Below are 18,213 nucleotides of genomic sequence, written 5' to 3'. Positions count from 1 at the left end.
CATTTAGCCTATTGATAATGTTAGCCAGTAGTAAGCTTACATACTGAAATACTGCCAATAAAAAAGCCTGCGTAAGCAGGCTTAGTATTAAGTTAAATCAATATTAACAAGCTGAAGCGACTGGTAATGTTGAAAATGTTGGGAGTTTATTCTCTCCAGCACTTTCGGTATAAGTCAGTTTGCAAGCTTCAGGAGCGCCTACTTGAACGATCTCAATAGATTTAGGCTCATCTGCAGCAGCAGATACCACGGTAAAATCCCATTCATCGTCTGAAATATCTACCGCTTTTAATAATTCAGCTTCTGTTGCTGCAATATAACCAAATACTGTTTCAGCATCCGCTGCAGCACCAATACTTACTGAACCTGGGTTGTTCTTTTCTTCACCAGCAAGGATTGCTTTTGAATATACAAGGCTATTAGCACCTTGAATCGCCGCTTTAACACCTTGTAAAGTTGATACACGAGCATCACCTTGCAAATTGATAAATTTAGGCGCTGCGGTCACCGCTAAAATACCTAAAATAATAATCACTACCACTAATTCAATTAGCGTAAAACCTTGTTGCTTTTGCATATATAAAAACCTTGAATAAAAATGAATAACTTCAGCTCAAAAATTACGAGCTTACCCCTTTATGGCAACAATTTTATCACTCCTTTATGAGTATCATGTGTTACCGAGGTTACACAGCAGAAAAAATATTCCCTTTAAAAACAAAAAAGCCTGCATAAGCAGGCTTTTAAACTAGTTAGCTTATTCTAACAATTTGAAGGATCTGTCTCGACTGCATATTGTGGTAATACGCCATCTGAAGCTTCTGTGTATTGAAAGTCACAAGTCGCTGGAGCACCTTTTTGCCAAATTGTAACCATACTAGCTGAGTCGTCATCAGGAAAAATAACCCAATCAGCACCTGTATCATCAGCAGTTGCTACTGTAGGGTCAGTGGCTGAAGTTCCAGGATCAAATGTGACATCCAAAGCTTCTTCCAAGTCGGCTTTTGTCGCTTTAATATAACCATAAGCAATATTTAAGCTTTCAGTACCAGAACCATCAATATCTAGAGTATCTTCATCCTCAGATTCTTTACCTGCCAAAGCTGCTTTAGAATAGACTAATGTATTACCACCTTGGATAGCAGCTTTCATGCCAGCTAAAGCAGAAACTCTCGCATCACCCTGCAGATTAATAAATTTAGGTGCTGCGGTTACCGCTAAAATACCTAAAATAATAATCACGACAACTAGTTCAATTAATGTAAAACCATTTTGCTGTTTCATAAAGACTCCTATTAACAACCGTTATCAGTAATCACATAAGTAGGGATTGTATTAGCATCAGCAGCTTCGGTATAAACCAACTTACAAGCTGTAGCATCTGTTCCTGTCACTTCTGCTGGTGAACCATTTTGAGTGATGGTTAGAGTCGGTGTAGAAGATGTATCAGCAACGACAATCCACTCTGAATCACTACCAACTGCACCAAAGTCGGCATCAATGGCGTTATTAAATTCATCCATATCAGCTTGAAGGTAGCCAAAATTTGTCACAGCAAGTTCTTCTGCACCTATATCGACACCTTCGTCAGTACCCCAATCTGCTATTGCTTTTTTCTCATGACCATCAATCGCCGCTCTAGCAAACACTAACCCGTTAGCGCCTTGAATAGCACCTTTAACACCTTGCAGTGATGCTTGACGTGCATCTGACTGCAAATTAATAAATTTAGGCGCTGCGGTTACCGCTAAAATACCAAGAATGATAATAACTACTACTAGCTCAATTAATGTAAAACCTTGTTGCTTACGTTTGATTTGCATAATGTCGACCCTCTTTAAAAAATAAAATTTATGGCATTTACAACATTACTGAATAATCCTTATTCAGTAATTAACTATTACTTTCAGCGTGATTAAGGCTTTAGTTACCTTAATCAATAAATTAATCGTTACTAAAACTGAATACTTGGCCAGTACCTGGATTATAAGTCACACCTTTTGCTCCAGCGGTATTTAAGCTCGGTGTTGGCGCCGGAACACCTGTATTGGTATTCAAGGTTAATGAAGCAATTTGATGATAGACACAAACATCAATACTTTGAACCACTGAGCCATCGATACCGGTAGCCGTTCCGCCAATACCCTTTTCAACTTTTACTGTGTAGCGTAAATCACGCGCGTCTTCAGTATAGATGTCGTTACGAGGGGCACTTTGCAGCACACTATTAAACACTTCCTGACACGTTAGGTCAGTCATTGCTGTAACGTCAGTATTTGTACGACCTGTCGGAAAACCAAAGCGAGTATCTAAAGAAACAACCGTGCCATCTAAAATCACAGAGGTATTACGACGACCGTCCACTTCCCACTGGGCGCGAACAAAACCCACCGCAGTCGCCAAACCACCAGCAACACCTTCGACACTGGCGTTTTGCGCATCTTCAGTGACATTTAAAAAACGTGGAATTGCGGTTGCCGCTAACAAGCCTAGAATGACAATAACAATAACCAGTTCGATTAAAGAAAAGCCTTGTTGCTTCATTTTCATATAAAATACCTCTATTGAGACTGACACCTATTTGAGCTGCAGTCATACTGCCTATTGTTAACTAGCTAAAGCTTATATGTAAATAATTTTAGCACTTAATGTAGATTAAACACCTGTATCGATTAAAATTTAATCTGACCCGGTAAAAATAACCCGCCCCGATGAAACCTGATAACTAATGCTACCACTTTGCGCTGTAGCGAAATGACAAATCTCTAATTCGGTTTGGTAATTTACCTTAACTCCCATATCTAGCAAGTTGCTTGCCATCAATTGTTGCCATAACTCAACACAACCCTGTGCGGAGGCGGATTTTAGCATTGGCCAGCCAAAAGTCGACATCAAAATAATATTATCCTCCCCAGCCAACTTATCATTTTTAAGTTGTTTAGCTGAACCTGAAGCTAGGTTTTCCCAACTTAACTTCAAGCGCTGAGGCTTGCCCTGACTAAGCCACTGGCTTTTTACCATCGCCAGCACATACAGCAGCCGATTATGTTCTCGGTGGATACTTTGAGCGCCGATACTCTCGACGCTTGCAAAATGTTTCGCTCCGATAACAACCATAATCACGAGCACTAAGGTGATGCTGATAATACGGATATAGCTCTTAACCAAATTATTTTCTGATTGCTGTTGTTTTTGCATTATGCAATTAACTCAAACATTGTGGCGTTATGCATTGTTAGCCACCTTTGACCACATTGAGCATATCCCACATTGGCAGATAAATACCCAAGGCCAAAATTAATACAATGCCTGCTACAAAGCCAATTAAAATCGGCTCTAATTTGGCGGTTAAATTCTTTAAATCGTAATCCACTTCACCTTCATAAAAATCAGCAGCATCATTAAGTAATTTATCGATTTGACCGGTTTCTTCGCCTACTGCCACCATCTGCAGCACTAATGGTGTAAATAAACCACTGTGGTTTGACACCCTTAGCATTGATTCACCAGATTCAATTCCGCGGCGCATGGCAACAATACGGTCATGCATATAACTATTATCTACGGCATCTGCCACTAAACTGAGCGCTTGAGTCATAGGCACACCCGCTCCCAACATCATCGAGAAACTGCGGCAGTAGCGCGATAAGGTTGAGCGTTCAATGATTGAGCCCACCGCAGGAATATGTAATTTCCATTTGTCCCATTGTCGCTCACCTTTTTCGGTGTGATGCCAATATCGAATGCTGACAATAATGGCCACTAAAACCACTGTCATTACATGCCAATAATTAACAAATAAATTAGAGGTGTTAATTAAAATTTTAGTTGCCCACGGCAGTTCGGCGCCAAAACGGGAAAACATATCAGCAAACTTTGGAATAACCATGATGTTCAACACCACCATGGCAATACCGATGGCTATCAGTACGAATATCGGATAACGCATAGCTGACTTTATTCGGCGGCGAGTCTCTTGCTCTCGTTCGATATAGCCAGATAACTGAATAAAAGCATCTTCCAATTTACCGGTGTTTTCACCCACATGAACCATAGAGATAAACAGCGAATCAAAAATATCTTGATGCTGATTCATGGCGGCAGATAAAGGGCGACCTGAGGTTAATTGCTCTGAAATATCATTAAGGGCATCTTTCATTCGTTGGGAATGCGTAGTTTCAGCCAAACCTGCAATAGCACGCAAAATTGGAATGCCAGAGCGAGTTAACGAATACATTTGCCGAGTAAAAATTTGTAGCTCTTCTAATGACACCTTTTGAGTAAAAATACCGCCAAAATTAAAAGGCTTGGTCGGTTTTACTTCACGCAGCTCAAGGGGAATAATGCCACGAGACATTAACGCATCTGCGGCGCTATTCTCGTTAGCTGACTCAATTAAGGCAGTAACGGCAGCGCCTTGGGAGTTTCGTCCTCGATACTGGAATGTCGGCATAATTAGACCCCTGAAGCAATATTATGCAGAGCGGGGGGCTCCATTCGCAGCTCACTGACATCTTCAACCAGTTTGGCTACCTCTTCTATGGTTGTCATGCCATTAAATAGATATTCAAATGCTGAGTCTGCCAGCGGCACAAAACTTGGGCTTTGCTTGGCGGCATGGGCAAAGTCTTGCGGGTTACCGGTGCGCATCGCATCCACCATGGCATCATCAAGCTCAAGAATTTCAAAAATACCTATACGACCACGGTAGCCGGAGCCATTACAGCTTTGACAACCTGTACCTACTTTAAAGTTGGCTTGGCTAGGATCTTTTTTGCTTACGGCGTTAATCCAGGCTAATTCGCCTGCTGTGGCTTGGTAATCAGTCACACAGTTCGCACATACGCGGCGCACTAACCGCTGGGCAATAATCACCCTTAGCGCACTGGCAACTAGGTAACTGGCTGCGCCCATATCGAGTAAACGTAGCGCACTGGTAATGGCATCATTGGTATGCAAGGTCGATAACACAAAGTGACCGGTTAATGCGCCTCGAAGGCCAATTTCGACGGTTTCTTGATCACGCATCTCACCCACCATGATGATATCGGGATCTTGACGTAAGGTGGTACGTAGTACATTGGAAAAATCTAAGCCTATCTTATGATTTACCTGTACTTGGTTAATCCGCGGCAATTGGTATTCCACCGGATCTTCAACGGTAATGATCTTAGTATCAGCTTTGTTCAACTCACTTAAAATGCCATACAAGGTGGTGGTTTTACCGCTACCAGTTGGCCCTGTCACTAACAGCATGCCGTGAGGTCGCTTAATCTGTTTACGAATGCGCTGCAAAATATGGTCCGGCATACCGGTTTCATTCAACGTCAGTAAGCCTGCTGATTGATCCAATAAACGCATTACCACCGACTCACCATGATAAATCGGCATGGTAGACATACGTATATCAATTTTGTGGCCTTTTACCTCTATATTAAAACGGCCATCTTGTGGCATACGCTTTTCAGAGATATCAAGTCCAGCCATTAGCTTTAAACGCAGTACTAATGCTGAGGCAATATTGACTTCATCTAAGGTGTTTTCATGTAACTGACCATCGATACGCTGACGAATACGCAGTACTTTTTCACCGGGTTCAATATGAATATCCGAGGCACGCATTTGCACAGCATCTTCAAAAATCGACTGTAATAATTTAACCACTGTGGTTTCATTATCACTGTCACTGTTGGTGATACTGGCCAAGTCGAACATGTCATCTGCGGCATATTCTTCTTCTAATTCACCCGCGATTTTTGCAATTTCATCGGTGCGTCGATAGAGGTTATCGAAGGCATCCAGTAACTGTCGCTCTGGCGTCACCGCAATGGTCAATTTTTTCGGTGCTACAAACACTTCAAGGTGATCGATTGCTTGTAAATCAGCAGGATCGCTCATCGCCAAGGTCACGCTGTCAGCGGTGGCTTCAACGACTAAGGCGCGATACCGGCGCGCCTGTACTTCAGGGATCAAACTGACCACTTCAGCAGGAATAGAAAGACGACTGATATCTAAATAAGGCAGATTAAGCTGCTGGGATAAAAACTTCAGTAATTGATCTTCAGTAATACAGTTAAGATCAATTAAGGTACGACCGAGTTTTTTTCCGGAATTACGCTGCTCCGCTAAAGCCTGCATTAACTGATCGTTTGAAATAATGTGTTCTTGAACTAGTAGATCGCCCAAACGCATTTTCAATTTAGGTTTCATTGGCTACCTCCTAGTTGAATTAAACGCTGCTCTATATAAGTCATAGCACCCGTTGATAAACCTCTATATGACATTGCCTTTCGATAAGCATCTGCCGCCTGAGGGTATTGTTGTTGTGAATCTAACGCATAAGCTAAGCCCATCCACCAGCGCGCTTGCGAGGGTTCAATGGAAAGTAATGAGCGATAAGCCGCTTCTGCCAGTGCAAATTGACCTTCTTGTTGTGCAATATCACTTTGTAACATCCACTTGTCTCTGGCCCATTCGCTGTTATCGTCTATCTCACTCAAGGTATTGAGCGCTTTATTGGGACTAAACGCGGCGATTTGCACTTTTGCCTTTAAGATGGCTAATTCAACCTCTTCAGGAAAAAGGCTCACCCCTTGGGCTAAAATTTGCTCGGCTCTGCCTAAGTTATTGACTGAGTAATACAGCGCGGCGAGTTGCTTTCTTGCTTGATGCATAGAAGGCTGCAGTACTAAAGCTTCATAATAATTTTTAATCGCTTGATCAATTTTTTGCTGCTGCTCAGCCACTTCTGCTGCGTCGAATTTTTTCTTCGCTAATTGTTCATTAGTTAAGGTCACTTCTTTAACCGCCATGTGACCTTTTTGATTTACATTGGCCACGGTTGCACTGCTGCTTGAACGGCGATGTTGGGCAAAATGCACTTTTACATCCGCCGTTTTATCAGCCACTTTGACGGCTTCAGGCTCAACCAGCGTTTGGTGTTGTGTTACTGCCTTAGCTTCTGCGCTGAGGCTTGCTGGCTCACTAACGACTATGTCTTGTTGCTCAGCTAACGCTACATTTACTAGCTCTACATTTGCTAGCTTTGATTGCTGGTTAGCATCAGTTTCATTTAGCTTACTTTTATTTAGATCACTTTCTTTTAGCTCAGCGCCTGCAAGCGGATCCGAGGTTTTAATCTCAGCCTCAGTAATATTATTCTCAGTCTCTTGCTGCGCTATGGTTACCTTCGCACTGGCATTGCTAGTATCAGCCTTAGACTGAAGATTATGCTCAGCCAAAGGCTGCAGGTTTTGTAATTGCTTACCTTGTTGATAAAGCATGAAGCCTAATATCAACATGGTAATTATCATCACCAGCGCGATGAATAAGCCTCGGTTCGCCCCCATTGCTGAGCCAGATGTTGATTCTGGTTGCAACTGACTGTGGAATTGCACTTTGGGAGTAACAAAAGCCTCAGTCGTATTGGCAGCGCCATTTTCATCTACTGCGGTTTGCTGGCGCTTATCTAAATCTTTTAAAACTTTATTTATTACGCTCATATTGACTCACTTAAAACAGCTAACCAGTCAACATCGACAATATATAAACATGTCAGTGATGCGCTAATAATTAATATAAAAAATACCCAAGCATTTATGGTATTGCTGGGTGATAGATGTGTGGCATCTTCAGTATCGGCAATGGCTGCGCGGCAATGTGATGTGCTTATTTGCGCTCGCCCTTCTGCATAACACAGCAACATGGCTTTATTAGCAATTACATTAACTAACCGTGGTATGCCTCTTGCCGCTTGGGCGATTAATTTAATATCTTTATCACTAAACAAACCTTTGCCTTGGTAGCCTGCAACACTTAAGCGATAATTAAGGTACGCTTTAATTTCATCCCATACTAATGGCCTAAGGCTATAACTAAAGGTGATCCGCTGTTTTAGCTGCCGTATTGCTGGGTCTTGTAAGCGCTTATCTAGTTCTGGCTGACCAAACAACACCACTTGAATTAACTTGGCGCTTTCAGTTTCTAAATTGGTAAATAGCCGCAGCGTTTCTAAACTGTTATTAGGTAAGGCTTGAGCTTCATCGAGCACCAGAATCACTTTAAAGCCTTGGCTGTTGAGCTCAAGTAAACGGCTTTGAATTAAGCTGGTAAGTTGCTGCTGATTGAGGTTTTCAGTTAATAAAACCCCGAGCTCCGCCGCTAACGCCCAACGAAGCTCGTCAGGGGTTAAATAAGGGTTCGGTATATATGCGCAGTGATAATTAGTCGGTAAATCGTTCATCAGCTTACGACAAATCAGCGTTTTACCTGTCCCTACCTCACCAGTTACTTTAATAAAGCCTTCACCATTAGCGATGGCAGTTTGCAGCACTTGTAACGCCTCCACATGGGGCGTCAAACCAAAGAAAAACTGTGTATTTGGCGTAAGCGTAAACGGTAACTGACTCAGGCCAAAGTGCTGCTGATACATAATGTTTGCTCGTGCTTACATCGCTATTCTTGCTCTGGGTACCAACGATCTAACAGGTCTTTTGAACGTTTTAGCTCATTGGTCCAGGTGTCTGCGCCAACAACCGTAGGCTTAAGCATAATGATAAGCTCGGTTTTTTTGGTTGATTTACTGCGGTTGGTAAATGCTTCCCCTAAGAAAGGAATATCACCCAGTAGCGGCACTCTAGAGACAATTTCAATATTCTCGCTCTTCATTAGGCCACCGATCACCACCACATCACCTGATGACGCTTTTATCACAGTGTCAGATTCACGGATTTCACTTTGCGCTAATGGCAGCTCTAATGATGAGCCACTCACTTTAATTTCTTTGATTTGCTCAGACACATCAATCACTGATGGATGAACATGCAACAAGACATTGCCTTCACCATCAATTTGCGGGGTCACATCTAAGGCTATCCCCGAAAAGAATGGCGTGAGTTCAACTTGCGGCGTGGTCACTGGCGTTGTTCCTGCAACCGTGGTTGATGATACGTCAGTAACAAAGTACTCATCATTACCCACTTTGATCACTGCTTTTTGGTTGTTAGATGCGGTCACCCGAGGGCTTGAAAGTACATCTACATCCCCTTGGGTATCCAGCAGGCTTATCATGGTGCTAAAGTCGGTACCGGTTAAGCTGACAGAGGTCACCCCACCTATCACATTAGTAATTTGATCGCTTAAGCCATTACCCGGTGAAGTGCCAAAACTAATGTCTGTGCTACCTGCATGGCCTAATACGTTATCCCATTGAATACCTTGCTGATAACCATCAGATAAGGTCACTTCTAAAATCTTGGCTTCCAGAATAACCTGACGCTGTAAGTGGGTTTCTGCAATATTTAAAAAGGTGCTGACTTGGCGTAGCTCGTTTGGAAAAGCCCTCACAGTTACTAAGCCAGCTTGAGGGGTAATCACCACTTGGCGTCCACCACCGGTATCGCCAATAATTGATACTAAGGTTTTTTCTAGCTCACCCCAAAAATTTGACTTGGTGGTCGAGCGAATAAAGGTGCCGTTGGTATTATCGTTACCATCGTTATTGCTATTATTACTGCTGTTATTTGAGCTATTGCTATTACTGTTATTTGAACTATTGCTGTTTGAATTAGAGTTTGAGTTGTCATTACTATCTGAGATACGGCCAGAACTGACAGAGGTTAGTGATAAGCCTTCACGTTCCATATAAATATAATTTAACGGATAGGTTTCAGTGCGCATGCCCGCTGGGAAGATCCGTAAAATACGGCCATCTTGGCTAACTTCATAACCATAAATGTCCTCAATCACTTTAATCACTTCAGAAAGCGTCACGCCATTGAGCGATACAGAAATAGAGCCCGTCACATCAGGATGCACCGCCACACTTAAAGGGGTGCCTTGGACTAAACTTGGGAAAAACACTTTTGCATCAACATCGTTAGCAGACACATCAAAGCGGCGCTCAGTCGGTAAAGATGCACTGGTTCTGCCAAGGGAACTTGAACCATTTAATTCACGCTGCACATCTTCAGGCATTTGCGCTGGCGGCGGGACAATATTTTGCGCCGCTTGTGCTTGCTCAAGAGATTGACTCAGCTCACTTTTAGACGTGGTTGGATCGGGTCTGTCTGTGGTTTGACAACCTAGCAAACATAGAGATAGCAGAGGGGTTATATACTTAATTACATTCATTGTTATTGATTTCCTATCGCTCTGTTATCGATTGAAATAGCGTTAATTTTCTGCCATCAGCTAAATTAACGTATTGCTTTCCAATATATTCAATTCGTACCCCTTCGACACGATCACCAACAAAAAATATTTTGTTGTTAATCACCGCATGGGGTTTATTACTATGCATTATGCTATTAAGTACTAATGAGCCCGGACGATTAACTTGAGTCGATGACACTGCGTAGCCTTTGCCTGGTAGTGTCGGATCTCTCAATGCTTTTGCAAAACTTAAGCTACTGAATAGCAAAAAGCTTAGGCTGATAGCACAGGTGATTATGAGTATCTGCTTATTGTGCAACACTAATAAACTCCTTATTAATACTTAAGGTATAAAGCTCTATTTCTACTGTGGCATTGGGGTGTTGCTCAACATGGTAATCGAGACGCTTCCAATATAATTTGTCTGGCATCGCTTCAATGGACTGAATAAATTTTAAAATAGCAAAATAGCGCCCTTCTAGGGTCAAGCGAATACCATGGCTATATAAGTTCATTTTGTCTTCTTCGCCCACCTCAATAAGTGGCTGCGGGGCGATAGAGGAAAATGACACTAACTTCACATCGTTAATATTACCCAGCAAAGTGGTTAATACTGTCGGCATATAATTGGCTGGCACCATGGAGATCATCTGGCTTTCTAAATTGGCATCCATCTGCTGATTTTGCTGCTCAATCATGGTCAATCTATTGCGATAATCGCTATTAGGATCCATGGCTAATCGCTGCTGATAAAGCGCAATTTGTTGCTCTGAAATATCATTTTCAGATTCAATTTGCGTGACTTGATGTGACAGCTTTAATCTTTCTTTCCAGATAGTTTCAACCGGAATATAAAGCAGCATTGCGACAACAATTATGCTGGCAAGGGCAATCAATACTCTTTCGCGCTGACTAAGCTCATTAAACTGAGTGGCGAGTTTTTGCCATGTTTGCTTCATTGCTTCGCCCCCTGTTCAGCAGTGCTCGCCAACTTAAACGCCAAAGGCTGGTTTTCGCCTCTATCCATTGTCATGGTGGCAAAGGCATAACCTTTAAGGGTTTCAGTGGTTTTTAATCGCTCAACCCATAGCGGAATGCTCTGGGGGTGAGAGCCAAAACCTTCAAATTCAAAATATTGCTGATTAATCACGATACGGTTTAGCCACACAGAACTATCAGATACAGAGGCAAGATCGGTGAGCAGGCCTGCGTAGCCATGACTTATCATGTTATCTCGTTGTTTTATTTCATCTGATAATAATTGCTTTAACTCTAGACGTTGCTGCTCAAGCTCGACTTTAGCAACTAAATCCGCATCCGGTTGACGGGTGGATAATTGCAGCTCTAACGCCGCTTTTTGGTTGTCTAATTGCAACTTTTGCTTTGATAATGCGCCGTGCTGACTGGCAAGAGTCGACTCCAACCAAAAACCAACACCCCAGGCGATAAGGCTGAGCACAACTACGGCGGCAACCGCCAGCATCATGCGCTCAAAAGATAGCCTTAACTTGGCGGGCAATAAGTCTACGCTAAACAGGTTAACCGTGGTTTTGATCACTTAACACCTCCAGCGAGTTGCGCATATGCCATGGCGGCAAAATGACCATTTACTGAGTCGTGTGAGATCACACTGACCGTTTGATTAAAGTTTTGTGCAACCAAAGGCACCAAGGCTTGGGATTCACCACTGATAAGTAAATTAATCGAATGAACTGGCGCTTGGCGTAATTGGCTCTCGAAGTAATCCATTGAGCGTTGGATTTCTAAACTCAAATTATCGGCTAATCCATATTGTAAGTCTTGGGCACTGGCGCTATCTATTTGACTGAAACCGCGCACTCGGCGCTGCATTAATAGCTCGCCTTGCTTAACCACGGTTAATAGCAACTCTTGCCCTGATACATGACTAACAATCATGTGGGCTGACTCATCGTCAAATAAGTGGGTCATGGCAAGTTCTTCAATGCTGATGCCGCTAATGACAAAACCATGATGCTCACAAGCTTGTGCCAATTGTGACAGCTGCGCTTTATTAGCTACCACCACATTAATTTTTCCGGATGTATTTAATGAAGACTCAAAGTAATCTAATTGAATGTTGCCAACAGGCTCTGAAACTAAATCTTTAACCGACCACAATAGCGCCTGAGTTAACTCTTGTGCTTGTACATTGGGTTTGTCGGCAGTGACTAACTGATAAAAGGCTTCGCTCAAAACAATTTGAAGCTTAGCTGCACCAAATTCTTGCTGTAGCATTTCAAAGGCTTTTGAGTAATTATCGCCATTAAAAGCGATTTGATGAATAACACTGTTTTTAGCCGAGTTTACAAAGGATTTTGTTTTTGAATCAGTTTGTTGTTCAGCATTGCTGACAATATTAGTCTGAAAAACTGAAATCGTATCCGCGCCAAGGTATAAGCCTAACTCTGTAGTAGGCTGAGGCTTGCGCCAAAAAGCTAATGTGTTCAAAAAACCATTTTTCATTCAAAACCCTGTGCTTCAATGACTCGCAAATGTAATGACATAGAAAAGCAACTCTACGCAGCCAAAATCAAACCAATTATACAACATCAAAATAGCGCACTTACCGAGATGTCATAACGACTATAGCCAACTAAGACTAAAAAAGTGTCAAAAAAATAACGAGTGTCATTTTAACCTCTAGTCCCTTAATTTTATAGGGTAATATTTGGCTAATTTTCCATTATACATAAGATAGGTTGTTAAACGAAGATATACAAGTTTCACACTTGTTCATCAAACATGCTATCACTGTTAAATGTGCTAAAATCTGCTGAGTAAATGGCCAAAATCTATCATTGCTCCCAGAACGGCTACCGATAACGACCCACTATGAGTCGTTACTGATACAGTAAGATACAATTATTGTACCAATTTATAGCAAAACGCTTTTAAGCTAGCCCAAACAAGGTCAATACTAATGGTTAAAAAAGTCACCTTGGGCGGCACTAACACCGAGAATTTTTAAAGTTTGCCACTCTTCAAAACTGCTGACACCTTCAGCAAATACCTGCACTTCAGCGCGATATAAGCCACCAATTAAGCTACGAATAAACAATTGGTTTTCTGACTTTAAATGGATTTGGTGAATAATAGAGCGATGCAATTTTACTAAGTCAAAATGACACTCTTGAATATAGTGAGTGCCCACAACTTGCAAGCCCACATGGTCAACACACAACCTGGCTCCTATTTTGCGAAGCATTTCGAGCGTGGCTACCAAGTCTTGTTGATGTTTGACCACAATATTTTCAGCCACTTCAAAAGTAAGCCTTGATGCTAAAGGGCGATGCTCAAGTAATGTGGTTTGTAGCCAGCGCGTAAAAGCGCGACTGGTTAGCGAATCGAGGCTTAAATTAACACTAAAATGCTGTTGGTTATTAGCCATTAGCTCGAACAATACAGTTTCAATTAATTGCCGCTCAATTTGCGGCATCAAGCCACATTTGTTGGCCATAGGTATAAATAACGTCGCCCTAACCTCATTACCTTGATTATCAATAGCCCGGCTAAAGACTTCCTGATGACAAGTTGCGCCATCGCTATCAATCACTTTTTTAGTAACAGTCACAAAGCGGCGGTTAACTAAGGTGCTTTCTAAGAAACTGCGCCAACGCACCGATCCTTTGGCGATCTCTTTATCCACAGCGCCTTTGTCATACATAAACCAGTTATTATTTCGTTGCAATTGCGCTGCTTTCAAGGCCATTTCAACTTCTTCAACGATCTGCTGCTGCTGATCGCCAGCCTTATAAAAGGCCGCCCCCAAATGAATATAGTTATCTTGAGAGTCAGACTGATTTTGTAATTGGCTAATGCCAATTTTAAGCAGTTTGCCGGCTAAACTGTCCGCTTCAGCAAGGGAAAGTTGCGGCGCTACCACGACAAATTGATTAAAACTGTAGCGAGCAAAAATGGACTCTTCAAATCTCACCAGCAACCTTTGTACAGCTTGCACTAAGTCATTAAGCTGCTCATTCACTTCTTCAACACCATGTTGTTGCTGCAATAAATCTAAGTCGTCAAAGTTCATCAGCACCACTACTCCATGAGCAATCATGGTTTCTTGGTGCGTTAACGCCTCCAAACGGTTTTCAAAAAATATGCGGTTACCAATGCGGGTGCTGGGATCCAAAAAGGTATTCGAGCGAATAAACTGATCAAAACGGCCACGCTCTTTTTGGGCATCTTGCAGTTGCACAAGTAACTTTGTCATGGCACGGTTAATCAGTCGTGGTCTGGCCTTAGCCGCATATTGCAATGCTTGTTGATGCTCTCCATCCAAAATCAAATGACTACGCTGAGCAATATGTTCAATGCCGTCTAACTCTTCAGTAAACCAGCGCAATCCAAAACGGACAAACAGTCCAATGGCGCTTAAAGCAATAAACAAGCTGATATATTCATACCACCCCAATTGTTGAACTAGATAAGGCTGAGGCAAATTTAGCTCCATCGCTAAATTAGACGACTTATCAAGCGTATGCTTATATAGAGTGGGATATTGATCTGCCGTAGGGGAGTAATACTCAAATAAAATATCATCACCACGGGTCAACTTAAATGAATTGGCGTTAAAAGCCATCAGCATAGGCGGTAGCCATGCATGTAAATCCCACTGATACTTGGGTTGGCTCTTGGATTGGTTTGCGGATTGGCTCTTAGATTGATAGTGTTCAACTAACATCAACCCTAACTTATCGACTTTTTGCTGCTGAAATTTATAGGTCAGTTGCGTGAAACTGACCATAGCACCCACCAAAAAAATAAAGCCCACAGCCGTGAGCGATAACAGCCAAAAACTGATCAGCTTTTTGGTTAGCATTTTCGTTAATTTCATTTATCAGCATCCTGCTTAAACACAGCACTCAAGGGGAATTAGTTATTGTTATTTTATTGCGAGTACATTTTTATTATTAGAGAAATAGTTTAGAAAAATAATATTAAAATCACATGTTCAGTTTATGCTAAACGCGTTTACTTTATACTAATAGTCTCGCCTTATATTGAACGCGTCATACTATCACTTGTTTAATAAAAAAATGCTGTCGCAGTTTTAAAAAAGTGAGCTTAGGCTTAATAATCTTATTTAGCTATATTATCTGCTGCAATCTTGCAAAAATAATAGTGACATTTACTCAGCATCATTTAATTATAGCAGTCAAACTCGTTTATTATTAACGCCATTTTCAGCCAATAAAAAAGGGGCTAATGCCCCTTCTAACTAAGGTGAATATCTAACCATTAATAGATTAATAGTCAGTGGGTACCTTATCTAATACCGCGACACCTGAATCAATGGCCGCCTGAGATACCGCACTGGCGATATTTTTCAATAAACGAGGGTCCATTGGCTTAGGCAGCACGTACTCTGGGCCAAAGCTTAATGAATTAACATGTGGGTAGGCTGCTAATACTTCTGCGGGAACCGGTTCTTTAGCAATTGCCGCTAACGCTTTAACTGCAGCAATTTTCATTTCATCATTAATGACACTGGCTCGAACGTCTAATGCGCCCCTGAAAATGAAAGGAAAACACAATACGTTATTCACTTGGTTTGGGTAATCACTACGGCCGGTACCCATAATCAAATCTTGACGGATTGAGTGAGCCAACTCAGGTTTAATTTCAGGATCTGGGTTTGAACAAGCAAAAATAACCGGTTTTGGTGCCATTAGCGCAATGTCATCAGCAGTTAATAAATCAGCGCCAGAAAGCCCCAAGAATACGTCGGCATCCTTAATCACATCTTGTAAGGTACGCTTGTCTGTGTTGTTAGCAAACAAGGCTTTGTATTCGTTAATGTCTTCACGGCGAGTATGGATCACGCCTTGTCTGTCGAGCATGTAAACATTTTCACGCTGAGCGCCACACTTAACAATCATGGTCATACAAGCAATGGCCGCAGCACCTGCACCTAAACAAACAAATACTGCGTCTTCAATTTTTTTGCCTTGAATTTCAAGTGCGTTCAACATGCCTGCTGCAGTTACGATAGCCGTACCATGTTGATCATCATGAAACACAGGCACATTACAACGGGCAATAAGCTCTCTTTCAATTTCAAAACACTCAGGCGCTTTGATATCTTCTAAATTAATGCCGCCAAAGGTATCTGCAATCGACTCAACCGTATTAATAAAATCTGCCGTAGTTCTGTGCTTCACTTGAATATCAACTGAATCAATATTGGCGAAACGCTTAAACAGTAATGCCTTACCTTCCATTACAGGTTTTGATGCTAATGGGCCTAAGTTACCTAAGCCTAAAATTGCCGTACCGTTAGAAATCACCGCAACGGTATTACCTTTATTAGTATAACGATATGCGTCATCAGGGTTTGCCGCAATTTCTCTTACCGGCTCTGCCACACCAGGACTGTATGCCAGCGACAGATCATGACTGGTTTGCGCTGGTTTAGTGAGGGTTACAGCAGTTTTACCTGCAACTGGGAATTCATGGTAATCGAGAGCTTGTTGGCGAAAATCTGGCATTGTATTTTCCTGAGTGAGGCAAGTGATACGGCGAAGTAAAAGTAATTCTGCGAAAACGAGGCCAGTTAAAAATAACTTGAGATCAAACTAATCCGTCAGCGATCGCTTTCTGCTGGGATTATAAATCAAAAAATAACAAAAGTTACCTTTAATAATTAGAATTTGGTCAAGTTATATTTTTTAATCAAAAAATTAACCATCACATTAAGAATCAAGGACTTAAAAATGTAGAAAAATAACAAGATTTGCTAATAAAAACCGTAAAATGCTACTTAAACTTGTCAAAAGTTTGTCTAAATAACAATATTATTATCTCAGTTGAGTTTATATAATTTATAACCAAAAACTTTATTCAGCTGAAAATAAATTTGTGTAAAAAGTGACAGCTACAAAAAAAGACGCCGAAGCGTCTTTTTCTTAAAATAATTGCAAGAGCAATTATTTTTTACCAAGTGCACCAAAGCGCTTGTTGAATTTGTCGATACGACCACCAGTGTCTACAACTTTCTGAGTACCAGTGTAGAATGGGTGACATGCGCCACATACGTCCAAGTGCAAGTTTTTACCAGCAGTTGAATTTACTTTAATGATGTTACCACAAGTACAAGTTGCAGTAATTTCAGCGTAGTCTGGGTGGATACCTGTTTTCATTTGGATTACCTTTTAATAGAGGCCACGTCGCTCTCCCAACCCGAAGTTGAGCACCACATGCGTTAATAACAATAGTGTTTTAGGCGCGCAATAGTACAGTATGTGTCCAGACCAAACAAGTGCTATTTATTGGCTACGGTGTTTAGCTTCTATCGACTCAAATTCAAGCTTCGCATCAGCCTTTGTTATATATTGATTCAACTGAACTTTTGTCGGGCATCGCAATGGCACATCTTGTTTGATTAAGTGAATTTTCTGCTGAGAAAACGCCTGAGGATTGGCCTCATAAAGCGCTAACATCGCCCCATAAACATGGGTATTCCACGATGTAGCATAACGTGACGCAATCCCCCATAAGGTCTCAGTGTTATTACGCTCAACCATACAAGCTTGACTGTTATTGCTGTTATTACTCGCCGTTACAATAATAGGATCCTTTTCGGCTGGTGTTGCAGCTAACGGGACTTTTTTGAGTGCTTTAGCGGCATCGATTTTAATATCACTGCGACCATTTGGCTTTATGTAAGGGGCATCAAATACCGACAATACCGCATACTGCTGCCAGCTATTGCCCTTATATTCACTGACAATCAGCTTAGCATTAGGGTCACTGACATCATCAACACCTATGGCATAGAGCATAAAGCGACTCACAGGTTGCAGCATTAACTCCTCAACAACCTCATTTGCTCCAACGGTTTGACGTAAGTGAAAACTCAGCCGTGAAAGATCATCGTTAGCTGCCACAATATTAAGCTTTAATTGCGGATGCTGATCTAGCTTAAAATGGCGGCTATTGATACTGATATGACTCAGCGCTGCTTGGGCACTAAACGAAAATAAAAACACAGACAGTGCTAGGGTATGTTTGCTAAATAATCCTTTTAACATCAAT

18 protein-coding genes are annotated in these 18,213 nt (G+C 41.7%); all 18 read right to left on the bottom strand.

What is annotated here, in order from left to right; translation table 11 throughout:
- Nucleotides 1–103: 103 nt before the first annotated feature.
- Entirely contained in the window at nucleotides 104–577 is a 474-nt protein-coding gene (locus AB4140_RS12400; protein ID WP_372001122.1) for a type II secretion system protein, read from the bottom strand.
- Between the two features lie 185 nt (nucleotides 578–762).
- Entirely contained in the window at nucleotides 763–1,284 is a 522-nt protein-coding gene (locus AB4140_RS12395) for a type II secretion system protein (RefSeq protein ID WP_372001120.1), read from the bottom strand.
- An 11-nt stretch (nucleotides 1,285–1,295) separates the two neighbouring features.
- Nucleotides 1,296–1,823, bottom strand: a complete 528-nt coding sequence (locus AB4140_RS12390) for a type II secretion system protein (protein WP_372001118.1) — start codon at nucleotides 1,821–1,823, stop codon at nucleotides 1,296–1,298.
- A gap of 121 nt (nucleotides 1,824–1,944) precedes the next feature.
- Nucleotides 1,945–2,550: a prepilin-type N-terminal cleavage/methylation domain-containing protein gene (locus tag AB4140_RS12385; RefSeq protein WP_102475453.1), complete on the bottom strand. Its 606-nt coding sequence runs from the start codon at nucleotides 2,548–2,550 to the stop codon at nucleotides 1,945–1,947.
- A gap of 129 nt (nucleotides 2,551–2,679) precedes the next feature.
- Complete coding sequence (locus AB4140_RS12380) at nucleotides 2,680–3,198, bottom strand: MSHA biogenesis protein MshF (protein WP_303446117.1); 519 nt, start codon at nucleotides 3,196–3,198, stop codon at nucleotides 2,680–2,682.
- Between the two features lie 37 nt (nucleotides 3,199–3,235).
- The gene (locus AB4140_RS12375) at nucleotides 3,236–4,453 is read right to left on the bottom strand and encodes a type II secretion system F family protein (RefSeq protein WP_102531494.1); all 1,218 of its coding nucleotides are present in this window, start codon (nucleotides 4,451–4,453) and stop codon (nucleotides 3,236–3,238) included.
- A 2-nt stretch (nucleotides 4,454–4,455) separates the two neighbouring features.
- Nucleotides 4,456–6,210 (bottom strand): GspE/PulE family protein, encoded by a 1,755-nt coding sequence (locus tag AB4140_RS12370; RefSeq protein WP_102520449.1) that lies wholly within the window; start codon nucleotides 6,208–6,210, stop codon nucleotides 4,456–4,458.
- Nucleotides 6,207–7,502, bottom strand: coding sequence for a tetratricopeptide repeat protein (locus AB4140_RS12365; RefSeq protein WP_372001115.1), 1,296 nt, complete (start codon nucleotides 7,500–7,502; stop codon nucleotides 6,207–6,209). The genes AB4140_RS12370 and AB4140_RS12365 overlap by 4 nt, the downstream gene beginning before the upstream one ends.
- On the bottom strand, nucleotides 7,499–8,431 hold the full coding sequence (locus AB4140_RS12360; protein WP_303411892.1) for an ExeA family protein: 933 nt from the start codon (nucleotides 8,429–8,431) through the stop codon (nucleotides 7,499–7,501). The genes AB4140_RS12365 and AB4140_RS12360 overlap by 4 nt, the downstream gene beginning before the upstream one ends.
- Nucleotides 8,432–8,454: 23 nt before the next feature.
- Nucleotides 8,455–10,131 carry a pilus (MSHA type) biogenesis protein MshL gene (mshL, locus tag AB4140_RS12355; protein WP_102440010.1) on the bottom strand — a complete coding sequence of 559 codons (1,677 nt, stop codon included), beginning with the start codon at nucleotides 10,129–10,131 and terminating at the stop codon, nucleotides 8,455–8,457.
- Between the two features lie 13 nt (nucleotides 10,132–10,144).
- Complete coding sequence (locus tag AB4140_RS12350) at nucleotides 10,145–10,474, bottom strand: MSHA biogenesis protein MshK (RefSeq protein WP_372001113.1); 330 nt, start codon at nucleotides 10,472–10,474, stop codon at nucleotides 10,145–10,147.
- Nucleotides 10,461–11,111: an MSHA biogenesis protein MshJ gene (locus AB4140_RS12345; RefSeq protein WP_102440011.1), complete on the bottom strand. Its 651-nt coding sequence runs from the start codon at nucleotides 11,109–11,111 to the stop codon at nucleotides 10,461–10,463. Before AB4140_RS12345 ends, AB4140_RS12350 begins: the two co-directional genes overlap by 14 nt.
- Nucleotides 11,108–11,710, bottom strand: coding sequence for a fimbrial assembly protein (locus AB4140_RS12340; protein WP_102475449.1), 603 nt, complete (start codon nucleotides 11,708–11,710; stop codon nucleotides 11,108–11,110). Before AB4140_RS12340 ends, AB4140_RS12345 begins: the two co-directional genes overlap by 4 nt.
- On the bottom strand, nucleotides 11,707–12,636 hold the full coding sequence (locus AB4140_RS12335) for an MSHA biogenesis protein MshI (protein WP_303446118.1): 930 nt from the start codon (nucleotides 12,634–12,636) through the stop codon (nucleotides 11,707–11,709). The genes AB4140_RS12340 and AB4140_RS12335 overlap by 4 nt, the downstream gene beginning before the upstream one ends.
- Before the next feature lie 454 nt (nucleotides 12,637–13,090).
- Nucleotides 13,091–15,013: an RNase E specificity factor CsrD gene (gene csrD / locus AB4140_RS12330; RefSeq protein ID WP_102440014.1), complete on the bottom strand. Its 1,923-nt coding sequence runs from the start codon at nucleotides 15,011–15,013 to the stop codon at nucleotides 13,091–13,093.
- Between the two features lie 412 nt (nucleotides 15,014–15,425).
- Nucleotides 15,426–16,667 (bottom strand): malic enzyme-like NAD(P)-binding protein, encoded by a 1,242-nt coding sequence (locus tag AB4140_RS12325; RefSeq protein ID WP_372001111.1) that lies wholly within the window; start codon nucleotides 16,665–16,667, stop codon nucleotides 15,426–15,428.
- Nucleotides 16,668–17,105: 438 nt separating this feature from the next.
- On the bottom strand, nucleotides 17,106–17,318 hold the full coding sequence (gene rpmE, locus AB4140_RS12320; protein WP_076538513.1) for a 50S ribosomal protein L31: 213 nt from the start codon (nucleotides 17,316–17,318) through the stop codon (nucleotides 17,106–17,108).
- A gap of 126 nt (nucleotides 17,319–17,444) precedes the next feature.
- Nucleotides 17,445–18,209, bottom strand: a complete 765-nt coding sequence (locus AB4140_RS12315) for a FimV/HubP family polar landmark protein (protein ID WP_102440016.1) — start codon at nucleotides 18,207–18,209, stop codon at nucleotides 17,445–17,447.
- Between the last annotated feature and the right edge of the window lie 4 nt (nucleotides 18,210–18,213).

It is taken from the genome of Shewanella sp. 10N.286.51.B2 (assembly GCF_041469265.1).
Lineage (GTDB): Bacteria > Pseudomonadota > Gammaproteobacteria > Enterobacterales > Shewanellaceae > Shewanella.
This window is presented reverse-complemented; position numbering and strand designations above follow the sequence as displayed.

Excerpts from the sequence above, each read along its gene's own strand:
- AB4140_RS12365 (WP_372001115.1), bottom strand. The coding sequence starts at position 7,502 with ATGAGCGTAATAAATAAAGTTTTAAAAGATTTAGATAAGCGCCAGCAA.
- AB4140_RS12360 (WP_303411892.1), bottom strand. The coding sequence starts at position 8,431 with ATGTATCAGCAGCACTTTGGCCTGAGTCAGTTACCGTTTACGCTTACG.
- AB4140_RS12345 (WP_102440011.1), bottom strand. The coding sequence starts at position 11,111 with ATGAAGCAAACATGGCAAAAACTCGCCACTCAGTTTAATGAGCTTAGT.
- csrD (WP_102440014.1), bottom strand. The coding sequence starts at position 15,013 with ATGAAATTAACGAAAATGCTAACCAAAAAGCTGATCAGTTTTTGGCTG.
- AB4140_RS12325 (WP_372001111.1), bottom strand. The coding sequence starts at position 16,667 with ATGCCAGATTTTCGCCAACAAGCTCTCGATTACCATGAATTCCCAGTT.
- AB4140_RS12370 (WP_102520449.1), bottom strand. The coding sequence starts at position 6,210 with ATGAAACCTAAATTGAAAATGCGTTTGGGCGATCTACTAGTTCAAGAA.
- AB4140_RS12380 (WP_303446117.1), bottom strand. The coding sequence starts at position 3,198 with ATGCAAAAACAACAGCAATCAGAAAATAATTTGGTTAAGAGCTATATC.
- AB4140_RS12395 (WP_372001120.1), bottom strand. The coding sequence starts at position 1,284 with ATGAAACAGCAAAATGGTTTTACATTAATTGAACTAGTTGTCGTGATT.
- rpmE (WP_076538513.1), bottom strand. The coding sequence starts at position 17,318 with ATGAAAACAGGTATCCACCCAGACTACGCTGAAATTACTGCAACTTGT.
- AB4140_RS12315 (WP_102440016.1), bottom strand. The coding sequence starts at position 18,209 with ATGTTAAAAGGATTATTTAGCAAACATACCCTAGCACTGTCTGTGTTT.
- AB4140_RS12390 (WP_372001118.1), bottom strand. The coding sequence starts at position 1,823 with ATGCAAATCAAACGTAAGCAACAAGGTTTTACATTAATTGAGCTAGTA.
- AB4140_RS12375 (WP_102531494.1), bottom strand. The coding sequence starts at position 4,453 with ATGCCGACATTCCAGTATCGAGGACGAAACTCCCAAGGCGCTGCCGTT.
- AB4140_RS12400 (WP_372001122.1), bottom strand. The coding sequence starts at position 577 with ATGCAAAAGCAACAAGGTTTTACGCTAATTGAATTAGTGGTAGTGATT.
- mshL (WP_102440010.1), bottom strand. The coding sequence starts at position 10,131 with ATGAATGTAATTAAGTATATAACCCCTCTGCTATCTCTATGTTTGCTA.
- AB4140_RS12385 (WP_102475453.1), bottom strand. The coding sequence starts at position 2,550 with ATGAAAATGAAGCAACAAGGCTTTTCTTTAATCGAACTGGTTATTGTT.
- AB4140_RS12335 (WP_303446118.1), bottom strand. The coding sequence starts at position 12,636 with ATGAAAAATGGTTTTTTGAACACATTAGCTTTTTGGCGCAAGCCTCAG.